The following is a 26,486-nucleotide window of genomic DNA, read 5'->3' on the forward strand; positions in this document are numbered from 1 at the left end:
GCAGATCACTGCGCGACTCCGGCCTGAACCGCGGCAGCGCGGACGGTGGCCAGCCCATCCGGCAAGTCGGCGAAAACCGTCTGCGCCTCAGTCCAGATGGCGGAGGCCTGTTCCGTTTCACCCAGCACGCCCAGTGCGCCGATCAGGCGGGCCCAATCCTCTGGCGGACCGCCTTCGTCGGCGAGGCGCGCGGCGAGGCCGTCGACCATGCCGCGGATCATGCCCTGGCGTTCCTCGGCGGTCATCTCTCCGGCGGCTTCGATGTCCTCGGCGGTGGGGCCGCGCATCGTTGGCATGGTCCAGCGTTCGCCAGCCGCCCGGGCGAGGGCCGGCATCTGCTGGGTAAGCGGGGAAACCCAGGGCGCGTCGGGCGGCGAGTCGGCGAGCAGGGCGCGCCATGTCCGGAAGGCGAGATCCGGCCGGCCGGTCTGGGCGTAGAGCAGGCCGTAGTAATAACGGGCCGGACCGTCACCGGGATCGCGGGTCAGCGCCTGCTGCAGGAGGCGTTCAGCCTCGGGCGAAACATAGCCGTCCGCGGCGAGGATCATCATGTCTGCGGCATCGGAGTAATCGGTGGCTGTCGCGGCGTCGCCTTTGACCTCGATCAGGTGCTGCTGGGCTGCGTAGGCGGCGGCGAAATTGCCGATGCGTGCCTCGTTTGCCGCCAGTAGCTGCAGGCCACGCTGGTCGTCAGGGTTTTCCTCCATCGCGTTTCGGAGGCGGGTCATCAGTTCCGCATAGTTTGCGTCGAGTTCCGGTGGACCGGGGCGGTTCAAGTCGGCCGCGGTTTCGGCCATTTCCTGCGAGGGGCGGTTCTGCATTCGGTCTTCGGCAGCGGCGAGGCGGGCGTTGAGAGGCAGGTCCGGATAGCCGGGCGCGCCGATCTGGCGGTAGAGCAGGAAGGCGCCGGCGAGCAGCAATACAGTGAGGCCGGCGCCGGCATAGGTGACATGGCTTGGTGCGGAGGTGCCGGTATTGGCAATTTGCGCGGCGCGGTCGGCTTCGAGAAGGCGGCGCGAAACTTCAACGCGGACACGCTCAGTTTCTTCCGTGGACATAGTGCCGCGCGCGAGGTCGCGATCAACCTCCTTCAGTTGGTCGCGGTAGACCTGCATGTCGAAGGCTTCCGACGGTGCATCATCGGAGGCGCGTGTACGCATAAGCGCGAGCACCAAAAGCACCGCGATCACGGTCACCAGAATGCTGGAGACGATCCAGAACAGCATGGGTTCTCCCTTGTCCGCCCACCATCTAGCCATTGGGCCGCGCCGGCAAAACCCCCAATCCGTGGCTGCGGCGACTGGTCCCGCTGGCGGCATGTCGCGAAAATGGGAGAGAGTGCCGCAGATTGCCATGGCGTGCGTCTCGCGCCGCAGCATGTAGGATCGCAGCCGGACCCACAGGATTCGCCGATGAAACGCTATTCCGCCTTTGCAATCGCCCGGGAAGCCATGCGCCAGCACATGGGCTGGGAAAAAGCTTGGGCTTCGCCGGAGCCCAGACCGCATTACGATGTTGTGATTGTCGGTGCGGGCGGGCACGGGCTGGCTACGGCCTATTACCTCGGCAGGAATTTCGGCATCACCAATGTCGCGGTGCTGGAAAAGGGCTGGCTGGGCGGTGGGAATACCGGGCGGAACACGACGATCATCCGGTCGAACTATCTGCAGGATCCGTCGGCGGCGATCTACGAGAAGGCGCGTTCGCTTTACGAGACGCTGAGTCAGGACCTGAACTACAACGTTATGTTCAGCCCGCGCGGGGTCATGATGCTGGCCCAGACCCATCACGAGGTGCGCGGCTATCAGCGGACGGCACATGCAAACGCCCTGCAGGGCGTGGCAACGGAGTTCATCGGGCCGGATCGGGTTAAGGAATTGTGCCCTATCATCCACATCGGCGGTCCGCGCTATCCGGTGCTGGGCGCGCTTTGGCAGCCGCGTGGCGGTACGGCACGGCACGATGCGGTTGCCTGGGGCTATGCTCGGGCCTGTTCCGCCATGGGTATGCACATCATCCAGAAATGCGAGGTCACAGGCGTCCGTACTGAGAGCGGCAAGGTCACCGGGGTGACCACGACGCGCGGCGATATTGGCTGCGGCAAGCTTGGAATCGTCGTTGCCGGGCACTCGGGCGTGGTGGCCGATATGGCCGGGTTCCGTTTGCCGATCGAGTCAGTAGCGCTGCAGGCGCTGGTAAGCGAGCCGATCAAGCCCTGTATGGACGTGGTTGTGATGGCGAACACTGTCCACGGCTACATGTCGCAATCCGACAAGGGCGAGATGGTGATCGGCGGCGGGGCGGACGGATTCAATAACTATACGCAACGAGGCTCTTTCCATCACATTGAAGAGACTGTGCGGGCGCTGGTGGAAACGTTCCCGATGATCTCGCGTCTCAAGATGCTTCGGCAATGGGGCGGGATCGTCGACATGACCGGAGACCGGTCGCCGATCCTGTCGAAGACGCCTGTAGAGGGCGTGTTCATCAATTGCGGTTGGGGTACCGGCGGATTCAAGGCGATCCCCGGCTCTGGCTGGGGAATGGCGGAACTGATCGCAAAGGGGCATTCGCCGCTGACCGCGGATTTCGGGCTAGACCGCTTCCGCGAGGGGCGTTTCGTGGACGAAAGCGTCGCCGCGGGAGTGGCGCATTGATGCGGTTGGACAGTGTGGCGAACCGGGCGCAATCGTCGCCCGATGGCCTGGCGTCGCGCCCGGAACGGAACCGAATCCGGAGATTTCGCGTTTGTGGCGCAACAAATGCGAAAGGAGTGTTTCGATGGCAGACACGAATTACGACCGCGACCACGTTCGCGAAACTCATATCCGCGAACGCAGCGGCGGCAACTCAGTCCTGGCGTTCATCGTCGGCGGCCTGCTGGTCGCCGTCGCGGCAATCGCCTACCTCGTTTACGGCGCCGATTTCGATCAGGCAGCGCCTGCGGGCGACGGCGGTAATGTCGAGATTAACGTCGACAGCAATGCCTCTGGTGCTGCCGGTGGCGAAGCCGCAGCTGACAGCGATAGCACCGAAGCGCCAGCTGATGGCGGCGCCAGCGCAGACGCGGAAGCAACTGTGGCTCCGTCCGAGTAGGATCGACCACCGGCGCGCCGACGCCCTTACTTCCTATCAAAAGGCCGGGGACCATGCTGTCCCCGGCCTTTTTATGCCTGTTGCCGGCGTCTTGAATAGTTACTTGCAGGGGGTTGTTATGTGGGCAAAAATCCGCATCGTGTTCGGCGGGTTTCCGCTGCGTCAGGAAAATATTCACAACGCGGCGGCGTTTAGCCTAGCCGCAATGCAGAAGAGCGCGGGAAATGGCCCAGAGTCCCGTGGTATACTGGATCTGCCTACCCGCGGGAGCACTCGCGACCTACCTTTCAAGCAGCGTAAGAAGGAGGTCGCAACATGTACGAGAATACCCCACATTCCCCGCACAACCAGCGGCCCGGTTATGGGCTGCAAGATCCAGAGTACAGAGCCGTCAGCTCTGGCGGTAGCGGCTGGCTTTGGATTGCCGGTCTGGCCGTCGTTATACTGGTCGGCCTGGTTTTCTTCGGCGCGGCGACCGGTCCCAGCGGGACTGAAACCGTTGATCCTGCTGCAACAGGCGCCGTCGAAGCGCCGGCCGCCACTGGCGACGCTACTGCACCGGCTGCCGCCGGTGGAGAAGCTCCGGCAGCACCGGCAAACTAAGGTCACTCACGAACACGGCGCGGGCGGGCACGGGCGTGTGCCCGCCCGTGGCATTTGCGGAGGTCAGCCATGCTGATCCTCCGCTGTCCCTATTGCGGCGTCATGGCCGACGAGACCGAGCTGGTACCTGGCGGCGAAGCACATCTGAAGAGGTCCGGGCCCGGATCTTCGGATGACGATTTCGAAGGCTACCTGTTCCATCGCGAGAATCCCAAGGGCGTTCATTTCGAGCGCTGGCGGCACTCGGCGGGCTGCGGCAAGTGGTTCCATGCCGCGCGCTGCACCGTTACGCTGGAGGTGTTCGGCACCTATCCGGCGCAGGTGACGGAGCCGCCGCAGGAAATCCGCGAAGCCATTTCCTCGAAACGTCCCGGCTGGAGCTGGAGAGAGTACGAATGACCACCCGACTGGCAGAGGGCGGGCGCCTGATCAACCGCGGGCGCGCGCTCGAGTTCACGTTCAACGGCAAGACGATGACCGGGTACGACGGCGATACGCTGGCCTCGGCACTGCTGGCGAACGGGCAGTACCTGATGGGGCGGTCGTTCAAGTATCACCGGCCGCGCAGCGTGGTGGCGTCCGGCCCGGAAGAGCCGAACGCACTGATGAACCTTGGGTCCGGCGCGCGGTTCGAACCGAACCAGCGCGCAACGACGACCGAGCTGTTCGAAGGGTTGCAGGCGCAAAGTCAGAATCACTGGCCGAGCCTGGAAATGGATGTGGGCGTGGTGAACAACTATGCGGCGCGGTTTCTGCCGGCGGGGTTCTACTACAAAACCTTCATTCACCCGCGATCCGCTTGGAAGCACCTGTTCGAGCCGTTCATCCGCAAGTCTGCTGGTCTGGGCAAGGCGCCGAAGGATCGCGACGCGGATATCTACGAGCATTTCTACGCCCATGTGGACGTTCTGGTGATCGGCGGCGGTATTGCCGGGCTTACTGCGGCGCGAGCAGCGGCGGCCGGCGGCGGCGAGGTGATGCTGATCGAACAGTCGGCCCATTGGGGCGGCCGCGCGCCTGTGGATGCGGACGAGATCGACGGGGTTTCGGCGGATCTTTGGGTGAAGAATTCCATCGAAGCACTTGAAGAAGAAGAGAATGTACGATTGCGGACCCGCTGCATGGGGGCCGGGGTGTATGACCACGGCTATGTGCTGGCATATGAGCGGCTGACCGAACACGCGCCGCAGGACGGGCTGCCTCGACACCGGCTGTGGCGGATCCGGGCGAAGCAGGTTGTGGTGGCGACGGGTGCCATCGAGCGGCCGCTGAGCTTTGCCGGAAACGATGTGCCGGGCGTGATGCTGGCGGGCGCGGTTCGGGACTATGCTGTGAACTGGGGCGTGAGCCTCGGGCAGCGGACCGTGGTGGTAACGAACAACGACGACGCCTACCGGACGGCGATCGCCCTGACCGAGGCGGGGCTGGAGGTGCCGGCGGTGCTGGATGCACGGATTGCGCCCGAAGGTATGCTGATTGCAAAGGCGCGGGCGCTGGGTATCCGGGTGGAGACGGGACGCGGCGTGGCGAAGGTGCTGGGTCGGGCCAGGGTGACCGGTGTTGCCGTCTGTGAGCAGGCGAGCGACGGAACGGTTGTCGAGGAGATCCAGTGCGATGCGGTGGCGATGTCGGGCGGGTGGTCGCCGGTCGTGCACTTGTGGTCGCATTGCGGGGGCAAGCTGATCTGGGATGAAGCGGGCGCTTGTTTCCGGCCCGATCCGGAAAAGGCGCCCACGGGGGCGTCGGGCGAGGCCTTCGTGACGGCGGTCGGCGCGGCGAACGGCGCACTGGGAACGGCGGAAGTGCTGGCCGACGCGCACCGGATTGCGCCGGATGGCGTGAAGGCGCCGGTGGCCGCGCCGGAAGAGGCTGCGCCTGTCTCGCCGGTCTGGATGATGCCGCGCGGCGCCGGCCATAAACTGCGGTCGAAGATGTGGCTGGACTATCAGAACGACGTAAAGGTGTCTGACGTGCAACTGGCCGCGCGCGAAGGGTTCGAGAGTGTCGAGCATACCAAGCGCTACACCACGCTGGGAATGGCGACCGATCAGGGTAAACTGAGCAACATCAACGGACTGGCGGTTCTTTCTGATGCACTGGGTGCGGCGATCCCGCAGGTGGGGACAACCACGTTCCGGCCACCCTATACGCCGATCTCCTTTGGCTCGATCGCGGGTGCTGCGCGGGCGGAAACCTTCCAGCCATTGCGACGTACGCCGCTGCATGGCTGGCACGAAGCCAATGGCGCGCATTGGGAGCCGGTCGGTCAGTGGCGGCGGCCATACTGCTATCTTCAGAAGGGCGAAAGCGTTGAGGCGGCGGTTGAGCGAGAAGTGAAGAACACCCGCGAAGCCGTTGGTTTGCTTGATGCTTCGACACTTGGGACGATCCTTGCCAAGGGGCCTGATGCGGGCCGGTTCCTGGACATGCTCTACACCAACATGATGTCGACGTTGCAGCCGGGGCGCTGCCGTTACGGGCTGATGTGCAACGAGAACGGGTTCCTGATGGACGATGGCGTGGTGGCGCGGATCGACGAGGACACGTTCCTCTGCCACACCACCACAGGCGGCGCGGAGCACATCCATGCGCATATGGAAGAATGGCTGCAGACCGAGTGGTGGGACTGGATGGTCTATACCGCGAACCTGACCGAGCAGTATGCGCAGATCGGCGTGGTCGGACCGAAGGCGCGAGAGGTGCTGGAACTGGTCGGCGGCATGGATGTCTCGAAAGAAGCGATGCCGTTCATGACCTGGGCGGATGGAGAGCTGGGTGGGATCAACGTCCGCGTCTACCGCATTAGTTTCTCTGGAGAATTGTCCTACGAGATCGCGGTGAAGGCGAACCATGGGCGCGCCCTTTGGGACCTGATTGCCGAGGCCGGGCGCGAGTTCGGCGCGATGCCCTATGGCACTGAGGCGCTGCACGTTCTGCGCGCCGAGAAGGGTTTCATCATGATCGGGGACGAGACAGACGGGACCGTCATTCCGCAGGATCTGGGGCTCGACTGGGCGATCTCGAAAAAGAAGGAAGACTATCTCGGCAAGCGGGCGCAGGCGCGGGCGCACATGACGGATCCGGAGCGGTGGAAGCTGGTCGGGCTGAAGACGCTGGACGGATCGGTTCTGCCGGACGGGTCTTATGCGATTGCCGAGGGGCAGAACGCGAACGGGCAGCGGAACGTGCAGGGGCGCGTGACTTCGACCTACCATTCGCCGACGCTTGGTCATGGCATTGCGATGGGACTGGTCAGGCATGGGCCGGACCGGATGGGCGAGGTGCTGCAGTTCAACCGGACCGATGGCGGGACAGTGGAAGCACGGATTGTCAGCCCGGTCTTCTATGACCCGGAAGGGGAGAAGCAGAATGTCTGAACCGGTGAGCGCGCTGGCCGGCGCCAGATTTGACGGGTTCGCGAAGGTGGAGGCGTTGCCGCCGCGCGGGATGGTGACAGTGCGGGGCGACTTCGAGTCCGCCGCGTTGCAGGCAGCGGTGAGATCGGCCGTCGGCATTGATGTACCTGAGACCGGGCGGGTCCTGTTTGGCGTCGGGACAGCCATCGCTTGGCTGTCGCCCGATGAGCTGATGGTCTTCTGCGCCTACGACGCTGTGCCGGAAATCGTAGTCGGCCTGCAAAACGCCTTAGCTGATACACATGCGCTGGTGGTCGACGTGTCCGATGCTCGGGCGTTGTTCCGGGTCTCTGGGCTGGACGTGCGGGAAGTGCTTGCAAAATTGACGCCTGCTGATGTTTCGCCGAATGCTTTGGGCCCGGGCGTGTTGCGCAGAACCCGGCTGGCGCAGGTGCCAGCCGGCATCTGGATGACCGGCGAGTCCGCGTTCGAGGTCATGTGTTTCCGGTCGGTGGCGCAGTACGTTTTCGACATCCTGAAAGGCGCGGCGATTCCCGGCAGCGAGGTAGGCTACTTCTAGCCTTGTGGAATAGGGACGGCACCGGCCTGCATCTGCGCGCAGGCCATTTCCCGCGTCGGCCCTTGACCTTCTGCGCTTCATGCCATTTCTCTCCCCTAGACCCAATTGCCCAAGGAAAAGGGGACCTCCCATGGCTTTCGAACTTCCCGATCTTCCCTATGCCCATGACGCGCTGGCTGGCAGCGGCATGTCGAAGGAGACGCTGGAGTACCACCACGACATCCACCACAAGGCCTATGTCGACAACGGCAACAAGGCCATCGCGGGGACCGAGTGGGAAGGCAAGTCGGTCGAAGAGATCATCAAGGGCACCTATGACAAGTCCGCGGTCGCCCAGAACGGCATCTTCAACAACGCTTCGCAATATTGGAACCACAACCAGTTCTGGGAAATGATGGCGCCGGGCGGCACAGCCATGCCGGGCGAGCTGGAAAAGGCGCTGGTCGAGGCTTTCGGCTCGGTCGACAAGTTCAAGGAAGACTTCTCCGCTGCCGGTGCCGGACAGTTCGGTTCCGGCTGGGCCTGGCTGGTGAAGGACACCGATGGTTCGCTGAAGGTTACCAAGACCGAGAACGGCGTGAACCCGCTGTGCTTTGGCCAGACCGCGCTGCTGGGCTGCGATGTGTGGGAGCATTCCTACTACATCGACTTCCGCAACAAGCGTCCGGCCTACCTGACCAACTTCCTCGACAACCTGGTGAGTTGGGAGAACGTCGCTTCGCGCATGTGAGGGCGTTCCAATACTGGAGACTTCGGGTCGTCCCTGTGGGGCGGCCCTTTTCTTTGCGCGTCAGGCGTCCCTCGGCCGCATCAACAGCCAGATCAGAGCGCCGCCAGCCAGGGCCAGAAACGGTGCCATGGCGAGGTTCACGGCGGTCCAGCCGGCCTGCGGCGTACCGCCCGAGCAATTCATCAGCCCACCCGAGGCGACGGACGCGACGGTGACGCAGCCGAAGACGATCATGTCATTCAGGCCCTGGATACGGCCGCGTTCTTCAGCTGTATGGGCGCCGGCAAGCATCGTCGTGGCGCCGATGAAGCCGAAGTTCCAGCCGATGCCGAGCAGGATCAGGGCGATATAGAAGTTCTCGAGCGCGACGCCGGCCAGCCCGACGGCCCCGGCGGCGGCGAGGATTGCGAGGCCGGTGGCGACGATGCGCTCCACCCCGAAGCGGGCGATCAGGTGGCCGGTGAAGAAGCTCGGCGCGAACATCGCAAGGACATGACCCGAAACCACGTTCGCGGCGTCGTTCTGTTCGAACCCGCAGCCGACGATGGCCAGCGGGGTGGAGGTCATGACCAGGTTCATCAGCGCGTAAGAGACCATGGCGCAGATGATGGCGACGGCGATGCGCGGCGTGGTCAGAAGCTGCCTGCGCGTGCGGCCACTTGGGCTGTTGGCGGAGGGGGCGGGCGGGCGCGGGATATCAAGCCCTAGGAATAGCAGCGATCCGAAAATGTTCAGCGCTATGACGGCGAGATAAGTGCCTAGGAACGGGATCACCATCGCGTCGCTGGTCACCTTGACGAGCTGCGGGCCGATGACGGCTGAGAGGAGGCCGCCAGCCATCGTCCAGGAGATCGCCTTGGGGCGGAACTCGTCGGTGGCTGTATCGGTCGCAGCGAAGCGGTAGAAGCCTTGGGCGGACATGTAGATGCCGGTGAAGGCAGATCCCAGCAGGAACAGACCAAAGCTGCCGTAGAGCAGGCCGAGCGCGCCGATGGCGCCGCCAGCCGCGCCGCCGGCGGTGCCGAGGAAGAACCCGGCCCGGCGTCCATATCGCTGCATGAACGCCGACAGCGGGGTGGCAGAAAGCATCGAGCAGAGCACGATCAGAGAAATCGGCAGCGTGGCGAAGCAGGGATTGCTCGCCAGTGACTGACCGGCGAGGCCGCCGAGGACGAAGATCATCGGCATCTGGGAACCAAGGATTGCCTGCGCGGCGACGAGGATCGCAACGTTGCGCTTTGCGCGGCGGTCGCTGTCTGCGTGCGGTGACTCTACGATGTCGGACATATCCTTGCGCTTATCGCCGCTTCGCGGGGAAGGGAAGCCTTAGCCCGCGTCGATTATATGCGCGAAAGAGCCGCAGACCCGTCCGCCGCGCAAGCCCATCGCAGGGAGGGTTTTCCCCTCGGCGTCGGTGGCGTCGAAAAGCGGCTCGCCCTCGGCGCGGATGGTTGTGGCGTAGTGAAACTCGTGGGCTTTGAGAGGGCCGTGGAACGGACCGGCGCGCGACGTGAGGTTTCTGTAACCGAGGTGTAGCCTGCGGGAGGAAAAGCTCGTGTCCAGCGCCAGCAGACCAGCCATCTTGTGGGTGTGACCGTCGGCGTCTGTCAGGGTCTTTCCGAGGACCATGTATCCGCCGCATTCCGCATATATATCAATAGATTGTGCGGTCTTATTCAGGCTGGACAGGAAATTCTCCGCGCCTGCGATCCGGCCGGCGTGCAGCTCCGGGTAGCCGCCAGGGAGGAAAACGAAATCGGCTTCTGGGATCGAGTCGTCAGCAAGTGGCGAGAAGGGACGGATCTCGGCGCCTTGTGCCTGCCAGTCTTGCAGAAGGTGTGGGTAGGCGAAGGCGAAGGCTTCATCGCTCGCAAGCGCGATATTCTGGGCCGGCGGCGGCAAAACCGGCGCGGATTCCTTCGGGGGGAGTGGTGAAGCGAGGGCAGCCAGGGCATCGAGGTCGACGGCTTGGGCGACCAATGCGCCGGCGCGGTCGAGAAATGCCTTTAGGTCGGGGCGTTCCTGTGCCTGGACGAGGCCAAGATGGCGAGAAGGGTGTACAAGGGACGCATCACGCGGGATGGCGCCAAGGACGGGCAGACCGAGAGGCGCGAGGGCGCGGCGGAGCGTGGCTTCGTGCCGGAGGGATCCGACGCGGTTGAGGATGACCGCGGTGATGCGGGTTTGCTGATCGTACCTCGCGAAACCAGATACAATCGCTGCGACGGACTGTGCCATGCGGGCGGCATCGACGATTAGTATCACTGGCAGCTCGAGGATACGAGCAAGGTCGGCGGTCGCGCCCTTGCCGTCTGGAGGAGCGCCGTCGAACAGGCCCATCGCGCCTTCGATCAGTAGCAAGTCGCCGGTGGCTGCGAGGCTGCGGATGCGGGGTGCGGACATGGCCCAGGCATCGAGGTTGAGGCAGGGTGCGCCACAGGCGGCCTCGTGAAACCGCGGATCGATGTAGTCGGGGCCGGATTTTGCGCCCTTTACCCGGATACCGCGTTGGGTGAGGGCGCGCAGGATCCCGAGCGTGACGGTCGTTTTGCCGCTGCCGGAGGCGGGCGATGAGAGGATCAGGCCGGGCAATTGAATGCTCCTGCGGAGCATGCGTCCGGCAAAGTTTTTTTTGGCCAGAAGAATGAGAGTTCGCGCATTTGGTTCAGGCGGTTTCGGCAGGTTTACCGCGGCCTAGGGGATCGAGATTGCGCGGAGCCTCGCCCAAGGCTAGGGACTGCCAGTCGAGCACCTGGCGCATCAGGACAGAGCGACCGACGCAGATGATTGCTGGCGGTTCGAGACCCGAAGCTGAGAGATCCGATTCGAGACTGCCAAGTGTGGTTTCGAGAACCTGTTGGTCGCCCGTGGTCGCGGAGACAACGACAGCGCAGGGCTCGGACATCTGGCGGCCGGCGTCGCGGAGTGCGGCAGCGATGCGCGCGATGTGCTTGATACCCATATAAATAACGATCACCTGCGACCCGTCTGAAATCGCTTTCCAATCCAGAGACGATGGTGTTTCGCCAGACTGGTCGTGACCCGTGACGAAGGTGACCGACTGGTTGACGTCACGGTGGGTCACCGGGATGCCGGCATACGCGAGCCCGCCGATGCCGGCGCTGATGCCGGGAATGATGCGGACGGGAACGCCGTGCTGGATCAGGGTCTGCGCCTCTTCGCCGCCGCGGCCGAAGACGAAGGGGTCACCGCCCTTCAGGCGCAGGACGCGTTTGCCGGAGCGAGCGAGGTCGATGAGGCGCAGCGAGATATCGCGCTGTTTCGCCGAAGGCTTGCCGCCACGCTTGCCGGCATAGATGTGCTCGGCCTGCGGCGCCCAGTCGAGGATCTCCGGCTCGACAAGTGCATCGAAAACTATGACATCCGCCTGTCTCAGTGCGTTCAGGGCGTGAAGGGTCAGGAGGCCGGGATCACCGGGCCCGGCGCCGCAGAGCCAGACCCAGCCGGGTTTCAGCTCCGGCCAGTTGCCGGCGGGGAGGTCGGGCGAGTCGGTCATTTCAGTGTTATGCACCCGCGGCGTCGACCGGCAAAGCGCGGATTGGCGGCGCTAGGTAGCGTGATTATAGTCGCGGCGATGAACCGGAAGTCCCAGGAACGGCTGCGCCATGGTCTGACCAAAGGCACCCGCGCCGCTGCCGCAACCAGGACAGCGCTATGCGGCTTTGGGGCGAAGCGGCGATGAGGGGTGCGGAATGAGACTTCTGCTGCTGGCCGGCACGAGGGAGGGACGTAGGATTGGCCGGGCGCTCTCCAAGAAGGGTCTGGACGCAATGGCCTCTCTGGCGGGTGGAACGCATGCTCCTGCGGACCTCGGACTACCGACCAGAGTCGGCGGTTTCGGAGGTCGTGAAGCATTTCGCAATTTTTTGCGCAAGAATCAGATTTCTGCGGTGCTCGACGCAACGCATCCTTTTGCTGTTCGGATCTCACACAGGACAGCGGCGATTTGTGGTGAAGAGTCGGTGGCTTACGCGCAGGTCTTGCGGCCGGGCTGGGTGCCTCAGGCGGGCGACACCTGGGTGTTTTGTGATTGCGAGGAAGATGCGGTGGCACTGGTTCCGGAAGGCGCAACGGTGTTCCTAGGGACTGGGCCAGCGGGGCTGGACCGGTACGCGGGACTTCAGGGTCAAAGGGTGATCTGCCGCCGGATCGACTCGCCGACGTCGCCATTTCCATTTGCTGGCGGTGAGTACCTGGTCGGACGTCCGCCATTCAGCGTAGCGGATGAAGTGGCGCTGTTCACGCGGCTGAGCGTGGATGTGTTGGTGGTGAAGAATTCGGGCGGCGACGCCAGCCGGTCGAAGTTGGACGCCGCAAGAAAACTGGGGATCAAGGTGATCTTGCTGAATCGGCCGGAGCAGCCGGAGGCGCTGCGCTTCGAGACTGAAGAAGAGGCACTGGACTGGGTGAAAGGGCTGACGTGGTCGGACGGATCATAGCAACACCGGATTGCGTGGCCGAAGGTGCGGCGCACCTGGCGGCGATTGAACCACGGTTTGCCCTCGCGCTGGAGCAGACCGGACCGTTGCCACTGCGTCGGAAGAAAGACGGGTTCGAGCCGTTGTTGTCGGCAATCGTCAGTCAGCAGGTAAGCGTGGCGGCGGCGGATGCGATCTGGCGACGGATGAAGGCGGCAAACCTGACTGGACCGCGCAAGATCTTGTGGGCGACGGAAGAGGACCTGCGCGCCTGTGGGCTGTCGCGTCAGAAGATCCGCTATGCGCGGTCGCTGGCAGAGGCGCGGATCCGGTTCAGCGACTTGCGCGGTTTCCCCGACGAGGAGGTGATCGCGACTCTGGTCGAGGTGCCGGGAATCGGGCGCTGGACGGCGGAGATCTATGCGATGTTCTCGCTGGGGCGAGCGGACGTATTCGCGCCAGGAGACCTGGCACTGCAGGAAGCTGCCCGGATTTTGTTCGAAACCGACGTGCGCCCGACCGAAAAGGCGCTGCGTGAGATGGCGGAGCCCTGGTCACCGTGGCGCGCGGTTGCGGCGAGGCTGCTCTGGGCCTACTACCGGGTCGCGAAGGACAGGGAAGGGATACGATGATCCGGGAGCTTACGGGCGGGCGGCGCGAGGCTGCGTCAGGAGAAACGAAATCGCTGGTCGTGTTCCTGCATGGCTATGGCGCAGACGGCAATGATCTGCTGGGTTTGGCGGAACCGCTGGCACCGCATCTGCCGGACACGGTGTTTCTGGCGCCGAATGCGCCGGAGAAATGTCTAACCAATCCTATCGGCTATCAGTGGTTTCCGATCCCGTGGTTGGACGGCTCGGCGGAAGAGGCGGCCACGGCGAGCATGAAGCAGTCTGCGAAAGACCTTGACGCATTTCTCGACAAAGCGATCGAGAACGAGGGGGTAACAGCCGATGACGTCATCCTTTTCGGGTTTTCGCAGGGCACGATGATAGGCCTGCACGTGGCGCCGCGTCGCTCTGAACAGGTTGCGGGGGTCGTCGGTTTTTCTGGACGTTTGTTGGCGCCGGAACAGCTGAAAGAACAGGTGGTGAGCAAGCCGCCGGTTTTGCTGATCCACGGCAACCAGGACGAGGTGGTGCCGTTCGAATCCCTGCAGGAAGCAGGAAATGCCCTGAACACTACAGGTTTCGAGGTCTACGCCCACGTAATGGAAGGGACCGGACACGGCATCTCGCCGGATGGGCTCTCGGTCGCTTTGGCCTTCATGCGCGAAAAGCTGGGTGTTGACTGAGCGCAGCGTTGCAGGAATGCCAGAGTATCGGATCGGCTAGCGGTTTTTCGCCGGAAACGCGGAATTGCCAGTTCAAGCGACGTCGGGTTCATGGCACATTTGGTTGAATTGCGGAGCTGCCCCGCGCGGTCTGATTGACGGGAGACCTTGTTCGATGCGAATTCGCAGCCCACGCCGTGCGATGAGATACACAATTGCAGCACTGACCGCATCGGTTGCGCCGATCGCGCTGGTCCCGTCGTTGGCGCAGGATTACAGCCATGTACCAGCAGTCGAGGTCACTCAGGGGATCTTGCTGGAGGACCGGGCTACCCCGGTGGAGGAGCCGCCCGTCCGGATCGGCAATTTCGAGACGGCGAACACCTTACCCACAGGAACCTTCGTGCTGAACATCGGAACGGTGCAGACCGACCCAACCGAGGGGAATGGCACCGGCAACCAGATGTACCATGGTGGCATCTACTATTCGCCGCGAAACAATCTGACCTACGGACTGGATTACCAGACCTACGAAGATCCCCCGGTGAACCCGATCAACGGCAACTACCCGGCCATTGGCGTGGATACGGTCGCGGGCTTCGTCAAGTACCGGTACCTCGACAACGGGAGACTGAGCGGTGCGGTGCAGGGCTCGGTCGAGTTCTTCCGCTTCGATTCCAATCTTTTTCCGGGTGACGGCGATGGCGAGATCGTTGGTTCGGTCAAGGCGCCGTTCAGCTATTCCTTCTCGCCGCAGCTTCAAGTTCACCTGACCCCTGGCGTGTCGGTCTTTCCTGATGAACTTGGTGGCAACGACTTCTATGGCATTGTTCCCTATGTCGGTGCCGGTGTCAGCTATCAGGCGACACAGCGGCTGGCATTCTACGCATCGGTGGATATGCCTTTCGGCTCCGGCGGCAACACTATCACCGACACGGCGGCGATCGACAACGTTCCCGTATGGACGGCGGGGACCCGTTGGGCAGTGACGCCGAAGGCGGCGCTGGACCTGTATCTGACAAATGGTGTTGGCATCACGCCGGCGACCTCGATCCTCACGCATTGGCCCGATGGTGACGAGCCTCTGTTCGGCGTGCGCCTGACCTATACGCCAGGGGCGGAATACCGGCCGACCTATCGCGGCCCGATTGCGCCGCTGACCGAGCGGCAGGCCAACCTGCAAAAAAATGGCTTTACCCTTCTTTCCGCCGATGTCATCGAACCCGGATCGTTCCTGGCCGGTGCCTGGGGCGGAACCGACGAGAACTATGGCGGCGTGCTGCGTTTCAGCCCGGACCGGGATGGCGAGATTGTCGCTGTAATCGAGCAGTACGCGGATGACGGCACCGCCGATCCGGCGCTCGTGCCGTCGGATGGCGCCCGTTACATGCTGGGTCTGAAGTTGCGCTTCCTCGACCAGAACAACGGCGATCCGCTCTCGCTTTCGATGACCGGTCTGTTCGGCCGCCAGATCGATGGCGACACCCCGGGCGTTGGTGCAGCCTATGTCGATGCCTCGGCAAGCTACAAGTTCAACGACACGCTGACAGTAACCGCGAGTCCAAAACTGGGCGCTTTTGGCGATGTTGAGATCTACGGGCTGGGTCTGGGGGTGAACTACGAGCTGTTCGACGGGCTGGAGCTGATTGCCGAGGCAACGCCGGTGGGCGGGGACGGCGAGGATACGACATGGGCCGCGGGCATGCGCTATACGGTGCCAGGCAGTTCGCTGTCGGTCGATCTGAATGCGTCGAACGCGATCGGTCGCTATGGAATCGGCACGCTGATCGCGCAGGACAGCACGCGCTATTCACTGGGAATATCGACTCAGTTCAACCTGCGCTGAGGCATACGGCGCGGGGTCCTGTCGCTTCGCCGCCGCAGACAGATGGTGCCCGATTGCTCAGCATCGCGACTTGGGGATAACTGTCATATGCTCGTTGCGTTCCCGGTTTACGGAAGCAGCGGCGGTACTGCATGTAGTTGGACTTGCGTGGCTCGTACCGCCATATATAGTCGCGGTTAAGCTGGGGCGGGATCCCCGCTCTGGCGCCGGAACAACGGGCGGGCAGAGCGGGAACGGAGTCGGGCCATGGATGGAGATTTCAGGACAAGTTTTGTCAGGGAGCCGAATGCGCTGCGGCATTATCCGGCGCTGGTACTGAATGCAGACTACCGGCCGCTGTCTTACTACCCGTTGTCGCTATGGCCCTGGCAAGAGGCGGTGAAGGCGGCCTTTTTAGACCGGGTGGACATCGTGGCAGAGTACGACACCTGCGTGAGGAGCCCTTCGACCGAGATACGAATACCGTCGGTTGTCGTCCTGAAGGACTATGTAAAACCCCAAAAGCGCGTGGCCTTCACGCGCTTTAATTTATTTCTGAGGGATGAATTCCGCTGCCAGTATTGCGGATCCAAGGGGGATCTGACCTTTGACCATGTGGTTCCGCGGTCGCGGGGCGGGGTCACGAGTTGGGAGAACGTGGTGGCGGCCTGTTCCTGCTGCAATTTGCGAAAGGGCTCGAAGAGCCTGCGGCAGGTTGGCATGTCGCTGCGCAAGCCACCCCGGCAGCCTGGCGCGGAGGAATTGCGGAACATGGGCCGCAGGTTCCCGCCGAACCATCTGCACGAAACTTGGGTCGACTTCCTTTATTGGGACGCGGAACTCGAGGCCTGACACGCCGATTTGGCCTTACCACCGCTTCGTGCCTTTGCTATGAGGCGCGTAATGCGGGTGTGGCGGAACTGGTAGACGCACCAGATTTAGGTTCTGGCGCCTTTGGCGTGGAGGTTCGAGTCCTCTCACCCGCACCACTAAAAAGCTGAACATCTTCCTCAACCGTCCCGACTGGTTTGCCGGGTTCAAGTCTGGGCGCAGCCTAGGTTCCGAAAGCGGGCCACCAGAGTGACTTGCCGAGCTCATCTTTGAGGCGGGCAGGTCGTTGGCTCAAGCTTTAGCTCTGGCCATAAATGGCCCGAAGCCAGCCTGCCATTGCCCTCAGTTTGGCCTCGCTGTCCTCGCAGTACTCCATCGCACGTAAGTAGCCGTGAATCAGGCCCTCCCCGCTGTCCGTCGTGACATCGACTCCGGCGGACATCAGCGCCTCGGCATAGGCAAGGCCGCTGTCGCGCAGGGGATCGTTCTGGGCGACGGCGATGTAGGCGGGAGGCAGTCCGGCGTGGGTGCTTGCGGCGAGAGGAGCAATGCGGGCGTCGCTGTTGAGCTGCTGGACATCCGCGCAGTAGAGTGCATTGGTCGCGGCCATGCCGGCGACTTTCAGCAGGGGCCCCTCGGCGTTTTCCTCGTAGGAAGGCCGCGAGCGGTCGAAGTCGCAGGCGGGATAGATCAACAGTTGCGCGCAAAGCGGTACGTCCTCGTCTCGGCAGGTCAGTGCGACGCAGGCGGCAAGGTTGCCGCCCGCGCTGTCGCCGCCGATGGCGATGCGCGCAGGATCGATACCCAGCTTGTCTGCCTCGATATGCGCCCACTTCGCGATGGCGAGGATCTGCTGGTAGGCGTCGGGGAAGGGATGTTCCGGTGCCAGCGCGTAATCCACCGAAATCACGGTCTGCCGGTTCCAAGCCGCCAGGCGCGCGGTGATGTCCCAGTGGGTCTCGGGGCTGCCCTGCATCCAGCCACCGCCATGCATGTAGATTAGCGCCGGCTGGCTGCCTCCACTGGAGTGGCGGAAGATTCGCACCCGCACCGGACCTCCGTCGCTGTCGATCCAGTGCTCTTCGTCCGTCTCCACTTCCGGTGGCGTTGGCAAACGCATGTCGCGGGCCACGCCTTCGAAATGCAGGCGCCGGTCGGCGGGAGTCGCGTCGGTACTTAGCGTGGCCCATTTCGCGTCCCACACCTCGAGGAACCGGAAGATATCCGGGTTGATCATGCGTGCCTCCTCCTTGGGTCTTGGCAGGTCTAGTTCGGCGGAAAGTCCGGGCTTCATCACGAGGCCGAGAATCATGTCGCCCACATGCCGGCGCAGCATCCGCTGGCCGCGTTCGGTGAACAGGTCGTCGCCGAAGATGCGCGAGAAGGTCGCGCGGTTCGAGACGTTGAAGATCGATACCGCCGAGATGTGCCAGTGCAGTTCCAGCGCCGAGAGGCCTTTGCGGAACAGCCCGGCCTCAACACCGCGCTTGTAGATGTCTTCGAGCAGGCGGATGACAGAGCTGTTCTGGCCGGCAATGATTTCCGAGCGCGACATGTGCTCGCCCTCATGGACGTTCTCGATCATCACGAGGCGGACGAAATCGGGCGCATGACGGTGGTGTTCGAAGGTGAACTCCGCCAGCTGGCGCAGCGCCTCGACCGGGTGCAAGGTGCCGAGGTCAAGCGCGTCCTCGCCCTTGCGCATACCGGCATAGGCGTCTTCCAATACCGCGCGGTAGAGCTTTTCCTTGTCGCCAAAGTAGTAATAGATCATCCGCTTCGAGGTGCGGGTGCGCGCCGCAATCTCGTCGATGCGGGCACCGGACAGGCCGTGCTGGGCGAAGACCTCTCGAGCCACTTGCAGGATATTGCGGCGGACGGCGTCGGGATCCTGCTTCCACCCGCCGCGTTGCGAATCGCCGGTCCGGCCTTCCGAAGCGGTCTCACCCATGTCGATCGTCCTCCCACGCCTGGTCATTACGGCGTTGTAACCTATGGAAAGGCCCGGCTGAACCGCCTTGTCCGGGGCATCTCCACGTTCGTTTTTAACCATGGCGAACATCTCGTTGACTAATTTAACCGCCTAGTACATTCTGCCGTCAAGAGGCCAAAGGCCCGAACCTGGGAGGAGAGTCCAGCGTGTCACGTCCGTTGCCCACGCAAGCCGATATGGCTGGCGCCCGTTCGCTGACGATCGGGCTACTTGGCAGCGGCATTTCCGGCTCGCGTACACCGCGCATGCACATGGAGGCGGCGAAAGCGCAGGGGCTGGAATACGACTATCGGCTGATAGACTCCCAAGTTCGCGAGTTGCCCGAAAATGCGGGCACGATCCTCGACATGCTGCAGAAGGAAGGGTTCGACGGACTGAACGTCACCTATCCCTACAAGCGCGCTGTCATCCCGTTCATTGATGAGCTGTCGCCGGCCGCCACGAATGTCGGCGCGGTGAACACCGTGGTGTTCCGGAACGGCAAGCGGTTCGGGCACAACACGGATCACTGGGGTTTCGCCGAGAGCCTGCGACGGGGACTGCCGGGTGCGAAGAAGGACGCTGTCCTTCTTCTTGGCGCCGGCGGAGCAGGCGGTGCGGTGGCCCACGCCCTTCTGGACGAGGGCGTGGGCCGTTTGATGATACGCGACGTGAACGCGGCGACAGCCGATGAACTGGTCGCTCTGTTGGCGGATCACTATGGGCCCGGGCGTGCCGATGCGGTTTCGGTTGCGGCGGAGGCCGCGGGTGTAGCGGACGGCATCGTCAACGCCTCGCCCGTAGGGATGGAGAAACTGCCGGGCCTGCCGTTGCCGGCAGAGGCTCTGAAGGCCGGGCACTGGGTCGCCGACATCGTCTATTTCCCGCTGGAAACGGAACTGCTGGCAACAGCGCGGGCGCTTGGCTGCGCGGTGCTTCCGGGGTCGGGCATGGCGTTGTACCAGGCCGTCCGGGCCTACGAACTTTTCACCGGCCAGAAGCCGGATATCGAGCGGATGCGGGAGGCATTCGACTCTTTCAACTGACGGCGGTGACCACCGCCGATGCGTAACAGGGAGGAACGCATGACCAGACTGACACTGAAATCCGTACGGACGGCTGCCTTTGCCGTCGCCGCGGGTCTCGCCGCCGGAGCCGCAATCGCACAGGACGCGGTCGAGCTGATCTATTCCGACACGGTTCAGGAGACCGACCGCCGGTCCGGCATCCTGAGGGAAAATTTCGCGGGCTGCTTGGGCGAAGGCTTTGAGTTCAAGCCGTATTTCGGTGCGACGCTCTTCAAGCAGGGCACAGAGCTGACCGCGATGCAGCGCGGCAACCTGGACATGGCGAACCTGGCGATCTTCGACTTCTACAACCAAGTGCCGGAAACCTCGATCCTCGGCACTGCCTACCTGTGGCGCGATTACGAGCATATGCGCGCGACCTTCGACAGCGACGTCCTGGACGGTCTGATCTCGAAGATGGAAGAGGCGACCGGGATCAAGGTTCTGGCGTGGCCCTATATCGGCACCCGCCACGTTAACATCCGTGGCGACAAGGAGATCATGACGCCCGCCGATCTGGCAGGCATCAAATTGCGGATGCCGGGTGGCGAGGGCTGGCAGTTCGTGGGTGAGGCGCTCGGCGCGAACCCGACGCCGCTGGCCTTTACCGAGGTCTACACCGCGCTGCAGACCGGCGCCGTGGACGGACAGGACAACCCGCTGCCGGCCGACAAGCAGATGAAGTTCTACGAGGTGACGGACCAGATCATCCTGACCGGTCACCTGATCGCCAACAACGTCTTCTCGATGTCGGCAAGCAAGTGGGACAGCCTTGATGCCGATCAGCAGGCCAAGGTCGAGGAATGTGCGCGCGCATTCCAGGACGCGATGGATGCCGACACGATCCGGCAGGAATCCGAACTGGTCTCATTCTTCGAGGGCGAGGGGCTGAAGGTCTACGAGCCGAACAAGGACGCGTTCCGGACGCATGTGCTGGAGGTCTTCAAAAACTCCAAGTTCTCGGCCGACTGGCCCGAGGGTGTGCTGGACGCGATCGACGGGCTTTGAACGAACGGCGCGGCCCCGGAACGAGGCCGCGCCTACTGATAAGGATTCGGGAGGAAAAACGACAATGAACCAGACACTTAGACATCTTGCGGCAGGAACGGTGCTGGCACTTTCGCTGGGAACGTCGGCTTCGGCGCAAGAAGCGCCCTCGCTGATCTATTCCGACACCGTCGCCGCCGCTGACCCGCGCAGTGCCGTGCTGGACGAGGGCTTTGCCGGATGCCTTGGCGAGGCTTTCGCGTTCGAGCCTTATCACGGCGCGACGCTGGTCAAGCAGGGCACCGAACTGACCGCGATGCAGCGCGGCAACCTCGACATGGCGAACCTTGCGATTTTCGACTTCTACAACCAGGTGCCCGAGACCTCGATCCTCGGGACCGCGTACCTGTTCCGCGACATCGATCACATGCGCACGGTCTATGACAGCGAGGTTCTGGATGACCTCGTGGCGCTGATGGAAGAGAAGACCAATATCAAGGTTCTCGGCTTCCCCTATATCGGCACCCGCCACGTCAATATTCGCGGCGACAAGGAAATCATGACGCCTGCTGATCTGGACGGGATCAAGCTACGGATGCCGGGTGGCGAAGGCTGGCAGTTCCTGGGCGAAGCGCTGGGCGCGAACCCGACGCCTCTGGCCTTTACCGAGGTGTATACTGCGTTGCAGACCGGTGCGATCGACGGGCAGGACAACCCACTGCCGACCGACAAGTCGATGAAGTTCTACGAGGTAACGGACCAGATCATCCTGACCGGGCACCGCATGTCGAACAACGTCTTCGCGGTGTCGATGTCGAAATGGGACAGCCTGACGCCGGAGCAGCAGGAGACGCTGCAATCCTGCGCCGACCAGTTCGAGAACGACATGGCCGAGTATGTGATCGGGCAGGAGAACGAGCTTGTGTCCTTCTTCGAGGGCGAAGGGCTGAAGATCTACGAGCCCGACAAGACCGCGTTCCGCGATCACGTGCTGGAAGTCTACAAGGCGTCGAAATTCGCCGAGGACTGGCCGGAAGGACTGCTCGAGAAGATCGACGAGCTTTGAGGCAGGAAGGGGTCCGGCGCTTCACCCGCCGGGCCCCGCATGAATGCTAACCGGGGGCAGAATGGACCGCCTGCGCAATATCTACGAGTGGCTCGGACGACGGGCCGAGAACTTTCTGGCGCTGATACTCGGGGCGCTCTTCGTAAGCTTCCTGATCCAGATCGTGTTCCGCTACGTGCTGAACCTGCCGCTGGGCTGGACGGTCGAGTTCGTGTCCATCGCGTGGCTCTGGGGGATCCTGTTCGGCTATGCCTTCGTTGTGCGCGAGGCCGACGTGATCCGGCTGGACATCATCTATGCCCTGCTGCCGCGTTGGGCCCGCCGGGTGCTGGATGTAACGACCGGCGCAATCTGCGCCGGGATCTTCATCTGGACCCTGCCTTACGTGTGGGACTACATCAGTTTCATGGCGATCGAGAAGACCGCCTATATGAAGATCCGCTTCGACTATGTCTTCGCGATCTACATACCCTTCGCCCTGTCCGTGATCGTGCGCTGCTTCATCAGCATCTGGCGCGGCATTTCCGGTTCTGGCCCGGCGTTCGATACGCCCATGACGGCGGGTACCCACGACTATGACTGATCCGTTTACCGTTGCGATCGTCCTGATCGCGTTCCTCGCCTTCGGCGGGCTCTCGATGGGCCTGGCGATGATCTGCGGCTCTTCCGTCTATCTGATGATGAAGGGGTTCGATCCCTCCATCGCGTCCGAGACGCTGCTGCAGGGGCTTTTCAACAGCTACACGCTGCTGGCGATCCCGCTGTTCATCCTGGCCGCCGACATCATGAATATCGGCTCGCTCGCGGATCGGCTGCTGCGGTTCAGCCAGGCGCTGGTGGGGCGGTTCAAGGGCGGGCTGGGTCACGTCAACGTCGTGTCGTCACTGATCTTTTCCGGCATGTCCGGGTCTGCCGTGGCCGACGCGGTGGGCATGGGCAAGATCATCATCAACATGATGACGAAGGACGGGAAATACACCGCGTCCTATGCCGCGGCGATCACCGCCGCCTCGGCCACGATCGGGCCGATCATCCCACCGTCGATCCCGATGGTTCTGTATGCGCTCGTCTCCGACCAGTCGGTGGGCTACCTGTTCGCCGCGGGCATGGCGCCGGGTCTGCTGATGGGCGTCGTGCTGATGATCATGAACATGATCATTGCGCATCGCCGCGGCTTCGAGACGGACGAGGCGATCCCTCTGCGGGAGATGCCGATGGTCACAGTCCGCGCGTTTCCGGCGCTGATGCTGCCGGTGATCCTGCTTGGTGGGATCTATGGCGGGGTCATGACGCCGACCGAAGCGGCCGCGGTCGCGGCGTTCTATGCGCTGGCGATTTCGGTCATCTTCTATCGCTCGGTCTCGTTTCGCCAGTTCTACCAGACGCTGCTGGCCTCGGCCCGGTCCACCGCGACGGTGGGTATCCTGATCGCGGGCGCGCTGACGTTCCAGTACGTGGTGACGCGCGAGAACGTGCCGGATTCGCTGGCGGCGTTCCTGGCGCAATACGAGCTGTCGAAGGTCGGCTTCCTGCTGGCGATCAACGTGCTGTTCCTGGCGCTTGGCTGCATCCTGGAATCGGGTGCGATCCTGCTGATCATCGTGCCGATCTTCATCCCGACCGCGCAGGCGCTGGGCATCGACCTGGTGCATTTCGGCGTGATCTGCGTGGTCAACGCCATGCTGGGGCTGGTGACGCCGCCCTACGGGCTTTTGCTGTTCATCGTATCGTCGATCACCAAGCAGCCGCTGGCACGGATCGTCCGCGACCTGTGGCCGTTTCTTCTGGCGCTCGTCGTGGCGCTTCTGGTGATCACCTTCGTGCCGGACTTCGTGCTCTGGCTGCCGCGCCTGCTGGGCTACAAGGGGTAATCCGATGAAGACCTCGATTGCCACCGTCTGCATCGCCGGGGACCTTCGCGAGAAGCTTGCCGCAATCGCGGCGGCGGGGTTCGACGGGATCGAGATCTTCGAGCAGGACTTCATCACCTTCGACGCCTCGCCACGCGAGGTGGGGGCCATGGTGCGCGATCACGGGCTGGAGATTTCGCTGTTCCAGCCGTTCCGAGATTTCGAGGGGCTGCCGGAATCGGAACGGGCCCGCGCGTTTGACCGGATGGAGCGCAAATTCGATCTGATGCAGGAACTGGGGACGGACCTGGTGCTGGTCTGCTCGTCGGTGCATCCGAAGGCTCTGGGCGGGATCGACCGGATGGCGGCGGATTTCGCGGAGCTGGGCGAACGGGCGGCAGCGCGGGACCTGCGCGTCGGATACGAGGCGCTGTGCTGGGGCAAGCATGTCTGGGACCACCGCGACGCATGGGAGGTGGTGCGCCGGGCCGATCATCCGAATATCGGGCTGATCGTCGACAGCTTTCACACGCTGGGGCGCAAGCTGGACCCGCAGTCGATCCGATCCATTCCCGGTGACAAGATCTTCTTCGTGCAACTGGCCGACGCACCGATGATCGAGATGGACCTGCTCTACTGGTCGCGTCACTTCCGAAACATGCCGGGCGAAGGTGATCTGGATGTGACCGGGTTCATGCGGGCGGTGGCGGCGACGGGCTATGACGGGCCGATCAGCCTGGAGGTGTTCAACGATCAGTTCCGGGGCGGGTCGCCGCGCGCGATCGCGCTGGACGGCTATCGCTCGCTGGTCTGGCTGATGGATCAGGTGAAACGGGCAGAGCCGGGGATCGCCATCGACGTGCCGGAGATCCCGCCACGGATCCGGCCCGAAGGCGTCGCCTTCGTGGAATTCGCCGCGAACGATTCCGAGGCGGAAAACCTGCGCAAACTGTTGTTGTCGCTGGGGTTTCATCGCGCGGGACAGCACATCGCCAAGCAGGTCGAGGTCTGGCAGCAGGGCGAAATCCGCATCGTTCTGAACACCGATCCCGAGGGCTTCGCCCATACCTCGCATATCGCGCACGGGCTGAACGTCTGCGATGTCGGGCTGACGGTGGAGAGCGCACCGGCGACGGTCGAACGGGCGCAGGCGCTGGGCGCGACGCCGTTCAGCCAGCCTGTCGGGCCGGGAGAGCTTGATATCCCGGCGATCCGCGGCGTCGGCAGCGGGCTGTTGCATTTCATCGACCGGTCCAGCGATCTGGCCGACGTCTGGAAGATCGAGTTCGAGCCGGTCGCGGATGGCGGCGGACAGGGCGCCGGGCTGACCCGGATCGACCACATCGCGCAGACGATGAACTACGAAGAGATGCTGACCTGGTCGCTGTTCTACATCTCTCTGTTCGACACGCGGAAGCTGGCGACGGTGGACGTGGTGGATCCCGGCGGGCTGGTGCGGTCGCAGGCCATTGAGTCGCCGGATGGTGCGCTGCGGGTGACTCTGAACGGAGCGGAGACGCACCGGACCTTCGCGGGCCGCTTCATCGCGGACAGCTTCGGATCTTCGGTGCAGCACGTCGCCTTTGCCACCGACGATATCTTCGCAACCGCCGAGGCTCTGGCCGCCAACGGGTTCGAGGCGCTGCCGATGCCGGATAACTATTACGAAGATCTCGCGGCCCGTCTGGGGCTGGACGAGACATTCGTCGCACGCCTGAGGGCGCATGACATCCTCTATGACGAGGACGCCAGCGGGGCGTTTTTCCAGATATATTCCAAGAGCTTCGGTGACGGGATCTTTTTCGAGGTGATGCAGCGGAAGGACGGCTACGCCGGCTATGGCGCGCCGAACGCACCGTTCCGTATCGCAGCGCAGCGGCGATTGATGCCGCAGCCCGGCATCCCGAAACGCTAGGACATGTGATGCTGAAACCCACCGTCGAATGCGTGCAGAAGGTCGCGGCGCAGTTGGGTGAAACCCCGCTGTGGGATGCGCGGCGTGGCGTGCTGACATGGATCGACATCGAGCAGCCGACCTTCTGGACGCTTGATCCGGGGAGCGGTGAGGCAACGGCGCTCAAGCAACCCGGAACCTACCTTGGCTGTCAGGCGCTGACGACGTCGGGCAAGTACCTGATCGCGCGGGATCTCGAGCTAATGCTGCTCGATGCCGCAAACGGGGGCGTGATACCCTTCGCGACCACACCGAGCGAGGCGATGCCCGCCACGAGGCTGAACGATGGCCGTGTCGATGCCATGGGACGGCTCTGGATCGGCACGATGGATAACGGGCTGAAGGACGGTCTGGGTGCGCTGTATCGCGTAGATCCGGATGGTACGATGACCCGGATGCTGGACGACATCGTGGTCTCGAACGGGATCGCCTTCGACCCGGACGGCCGGCATATGTATTTCACCGATACGCGCCGGTACATCACGTTCCGCCTAACGCTGGACGAGGCGGGCGAAACGGTAACCGACCGCGAGGTCTTTGCCGATTACTTGGCCACCGGTGACCGCCCGGACGGTGCCTGCATCGACGTGGACGGCTGCCTCTGGCAGGCGTTTTTCGCGGGCGGCAAGGTCGTCCGCTATTCCCCCGACGGGCGCATCGACCGCGAGGTCGCGCTGCCCGTCACCAACCCGACATGCCTGTGCTTTGGCGGGCCGGACTTCAAGACGCTCTACGTCACCACCGCCTTCAAGTTCCTGAGCCAGGAACAGCTCGACGCCGAGCCGCTTGCCGGCAGCGTCTTTGCCATCGAGGGCGCGGGGCAGGGCGTGCCCGAAAACCATTTCGCAATCTGAGAT

24 protein-coding genes and 1 tRNA gene are annotated in these 26,486 nt (G+C 63.3%); 20 read left to right on the forward strand and 5 right to left on the reverse strand.

What is annotated here, in order from left to right:
• Positions 1 to 5: 5 nt before the first annotated feature.
• Positions 6 to 1,226: a c-type cytochrome biogenesis protein CcmI gene (gene ccmI / locus HCO70_RS06810; RefSeq protein ID WP_172294305.1), complete on the reverse strand. Its 1,221-nt coding sequence runs from the start codon at positions 1,224 to 1,226 to the stop codon at positions 6 to 8.
• A gap of 186 nt (positions 1,227 to 1,412) precedes the next feature.
• On the opposite strand from ccmI, the gene HCO70_RS06815 reads away from it, so the two are divergent.
• The 7 genes from HCO70_RS06815 to HCO70_RS06845 all read left to right on the forward strand — a co-directional run bounded on the left by HCO70_RS06815 (position 1,413) and on the right by HCO70_RS06845 (position 8,365).
• Complete coding sequence (locus HCO70_RS06815; RefSeq protein ID WP_172294307.1) at positions 1,413 to 2,657, forward strand: sarcosine oxidase subunit beta family protein; 1,245 nt, start codon at positions 1,413 to 1,415, stop codon at positions 2,655 to 2,657.
• A gap of 124 nt (positions 2,658 to 2,781) precedes the next feature.
• Positions 2,782 to 3,096: a hypothetical protein gene (locus tag HCO70_RS06820; RefSeq protein ID WP_172294309.1), complete on the forward strand. Its 315-nt coding sequence runs from the start codon at positions 2,782 to 2,784 to the stop codon at positions 3,094 to 3,096.
• 315 nt (positions 3,097 to 3,411) lie between these two features.
• Positions 3,412 to 3,699 (forward strand): hypothetical protein, encoded by a 288-nt coding sequence (locus HCO70_RS06825; RefSeq protein ID WP_172294311.1) that lies wholly within the window; start codon positions 3,412 to 3,414, stop codon positions 3,697 to 3,699.
• Between the two features lie 69 nt (positions 3,700 to 3,768).
• Positions 3,769 to 4,098, forward strand: a complete 330-nt coding sequence (locus HCO70_RS06830) for a sarcosine oxidase subunit delta (protein ID WP_172294313.1) — start codon at positions 3,769 to 3,771, stop codon at positions 4,096 to 4,098.
• Positions 4,095 to 7,076: a sarcosine oxidase subunit alpha family protein gene (locus HCO70_RS06835; protein WP_172294315.1), complete on the forward strand. Its 2,982-nt coding sequence runs from the start codon at positions 4,095 to 4,097 to the stop codon at positions 7,074 to 7,076. The genes HCO70_RS06830 and HCO70_RS06835 overlap by 4 nt, the downstream gene beginning before the upstream one ends.
• Positions 7,069 to 7,635: a sarcosine oxidase subunit gamma gene (locus tag HCO70_RS06840; RefSeq protein ID WP_172294316.1), complete on the forward strand. Its 567-nt coding sequence runs from the start codon at positions 7,069 to 7,071 to the stop codon at positions 7,633 to 7,635. The genes HCO70_RS06835 and HCO70_RS06840 overlap by 8 nt, the downstream gene beginning before the upstream one ends.
• A gap of 130 nt (positions 7,636 to 7,765) precedes the next feature.
• Positions 7,766 to 8,365 carry a superoxide dismutase gene (locus HCO70_RS06845; protein WP_172294318.1) on the forward strand — a complete coding sequence of 200 codons (600 nt, stop codon included), beginning with the start codon at positions 7,766 to 7,768 and terminating at the stop codon, positions 8,363 to 8,365.
• Positions 8,366 to 8,425: 60 nt separating this feature from the next.
• Here the strand turns inward: HCO70_RS06845 and HCO70_RS06850 are convergent, their stop codons facing one another.
• The 3 genes from HCO70_RS06850 to cobA all read right to left on the reverse strand — a co-directional run bounded on the left by HCO70_RS06850 (position 8,426) and on the right by cobA (position 11,882).
• Positions 8,426 to 9,652, reverse strand: coding sequence for an MFS transporter (locus tag HCO70_RS06850; RefSeq protein WP_172294320.1), 1,227 nt, complete (start codon positions 9,650 to 9,652; stop codon positions 8,426 to 8,428).
• Between the two features lie 39 nt (positions 9,653 to 9,691).
• The gene (locus tag HCO70_RS06855; RefSeq protein ID WP_172294322.1) at positions 9,692 to 10,957 is read right to left on the reverse strand and encodes a cobyrinate a,c-diamide synthase; all 1,266 of its coding nucleotides are present in this window, start codon (positions 10,955 to 10,957) and stop codon (positions 9,692 to 9,694) included.
• A gap of 73 nt (positions 10,958 to 11,030) precedes the next feature.
• Positions 11,031 to 11,882 carry a uroporphyrinogen-III C-methyltransferase gene (gene cobA, locus HCO70_RS06860; RefSeq protein WP_172294324.1) on the reverse strand — a complete coding sequence of 284 codons (852 nt, stop codon included), beginning with the start codon at positions 11,880 to 11,882 and terminating at the stop codon, positions 11,031 to 11,033.
• A gap of 196 nt (positions 11,883 to 12,078) precedes the next feature.
• Between cobA and HCO70_RS06865 the strand changes: the two genes are divergently transcribed.
• The 6 genes from HCO70_RS06865 (at position 12,079) to HCO70_RS06890 (ending at position 16,891) form a co-directional block, all read left to right on the forward strand.
• Positions 12,079 to 12,825, forward strand: a complete 747-nt coding sequence (locus HCO70_RS06865) for a cobalt-precorrin-6A reductase (RefSeq protein ID WP_172294325.1) — start codon at positions 12,079 to 12,081, stop codon at positions 12,823 to 12,825.
• Positions 12,807 to 13,436 carry a DNA-3-methyladenine glycosylase 2 family protein gene (locus tag HCO70_RS06870; RefSeq protein WP_172294327.1) on the forward strand — a complete coding sequence of 210 codons (630 nt, stop codon included), beginning with the start codon at positions 12,807 to 12,809 and terminating at the stop codon, positions 13,434 to 13,436. Before HCO70_RS06865 ends, HCO70_RS06870 begins: the two co-directional genes overlap by 19 nt.
• Complete coding sequence (locus tag HCO70_RS06875) at positions 13,433 to 14,098, forward strand: alpha/beta hydrolase (protein ID WP_172294329.1); 666 nt, start codon at positions 13,433 to 13,435, stop codon at positions 14,096 to 14,098. Before HCO70_RS06870 ends, HCO70_RS06875 begins: the two co-directional genes overlap by 4 nt.
• Positions 14,099 to 14,279: 181 nt before the next feature.
• Positions 14,280 to 15,923: a hypothetical protein gene (locus HCO70_RS06880; protein ID WP_172294331.1), complete on the forward strand. Its 1,644-nt coding sequence runs from the start codon at positions 14,280 to 14,282 to the stop codon at positions 15,921 to 15,923.
• Positions 15,924 to 16,169: 246 nt separating this feature from the next.
• On the forward strand, positions 16,170 to 16,754 hold the full coding sequence (locus HCO70_RS06885) for an HNH endonuclease (RefSeq protein ID WP_172294332.1): 585 nt from the start codon (positions 16,170 to 16,172) through the stop codon (positions 16,752 to 16,754).
• 53 nt (positions 16,755 to 16,807) lie between these two features.
• Positions 16,808 to 16,891, forward strand: a tRNA-Leu gene (locus HCO70_RS06890).
• A gap of 140 nt (positions 16,892 to 17,031) precedes the next feature.
• On the opposite strand, the gene HCO70_RS06895 is transcribed toward HCO70_RS06890, so the two are convergent.
• Entirely contained in the window at positions 17,032 to 18,684 is a 1,653-nt protein-coding gene (locus tag HCO70_RS06895; protein ID WP_172294334.1) for an alpha/beta hydrolase fold domain-containing protein, read from the reverse strand.
• Positions 18,685 to 18,902: 218 nt separating this feature from the next.
• Here HCO70_RS06895 and HCO70_RS06900 point away from each other — a divergent pair, with 218 nt between their 5' ends.
• From HCO70_RS06900 to HCO70_RS06930, 7 genes are all read left to right on the forward strand, one after another.
• The gene (locus tag HCO70_RS06900) at positions 18,903 to 19,751 is read left to right on the forward strand and encodes a shikimate dehydrogenase (protein ID WP_172294336.1); all 849 of its coding nucleotides are present in this window, start codon (positions 18,903 to 18,905) and stop codon (positions 19,749 to 19,751) included.
• Positions 19,752 to 19,790: 39 nt separating this feature from the next.
• On the forward strand, positions 19,791 to 20,780 hold the full coding sequence (dctP, locus tag HCO70_RS06905; RefSeq protein WP_172294338.1) for a TRAP transporter substrate-binding protein DctP: 990 nt from the start codon (positions 19,791 to 19,793) through the stop codon (positions 20,778 to 20,780).
• A gap of 64 nt (positions 20,781 to 20,844) precedes the next feature.
• Positions 20,845 to 21,825: a TRAP transporter substrate-binding protein DctP gene (dctP, locus tag HCO70_RS06910; RefSeq protein WP_172294340.1), complete on the forward strand. Its 981-nt coding sequence runs from the start codon at positions 20,845 to 20,847 to the stop codon at positions 21,823 to 21,825.
• 61 nt (positions 21,826 to 21,886) lie between these two features.
• Positions 21,887 to 22,408: a TRAP transporter small permease gene (locus HCO70_RS06915; protein ID WP_172294342.1), complete on the forward strand. Its 522-nt coding sequence runs from the start codon at positions 21,887 to 21,889 to the stop codon at positions 22,406 to 22,408.
• The gene (locus HCO70_RS06920) at positions 22,401 to 23,696 is read left to right on the forward strand and encodes a TRAP transporter large permease (RefSeq protein WP_172294344.1); all 1,296 of its coding nucleotides are present in this window, start codon (positions 22,401 to 22,403) and stop codon (positions 23,694 to 23,696) included. Before HCO70_RS06915 ends, HCO70_RS06920 begins: the two co-directional genes overlap by 8 nt.
• 4 nt (positions 23,697 to 23,700) lie before the next feature.
• A complete protein-coding gene (locus HCO70_RS06925) occupies positions 23,701 to 25,590 on the forward strand; it encodes a bifunctional sugar phosphate isomerase/epimerase/4-hydroxyphenylpyruvate dioxygenase family protein (RefSeq protein ID WP_172294345.1) in 1,890 nt (629 codons plus the stop codon).
• 8 nt (positions 25,591 to 25,598) lie between these two features.
• Positions 25,599 to 26,483, forward strand: a complete 885-nt coding sequence (locus tag HCO70_RS06930; protein WP_172294347.1) for an SMP-30/gluconolactonase/LRE family protein — start codon at positions 25,599 to 25,601, stop codon at positions 26,481 to 26,483.
• Positions 26,484 to 26,486: the final 3 nt, after the last annotated feature.

The sequence above is a fragment of the Pseudoruegeria sp. HB172150 genome, from assembly GCF_013184805.1.
In the GTDB taxonomy this organism is placed as follows: Bacteria; Pseudomonadota; Alphaproteobacteria; order Rhodobacterales; family Rhodobacteraceae; genus Psychromarinibacter.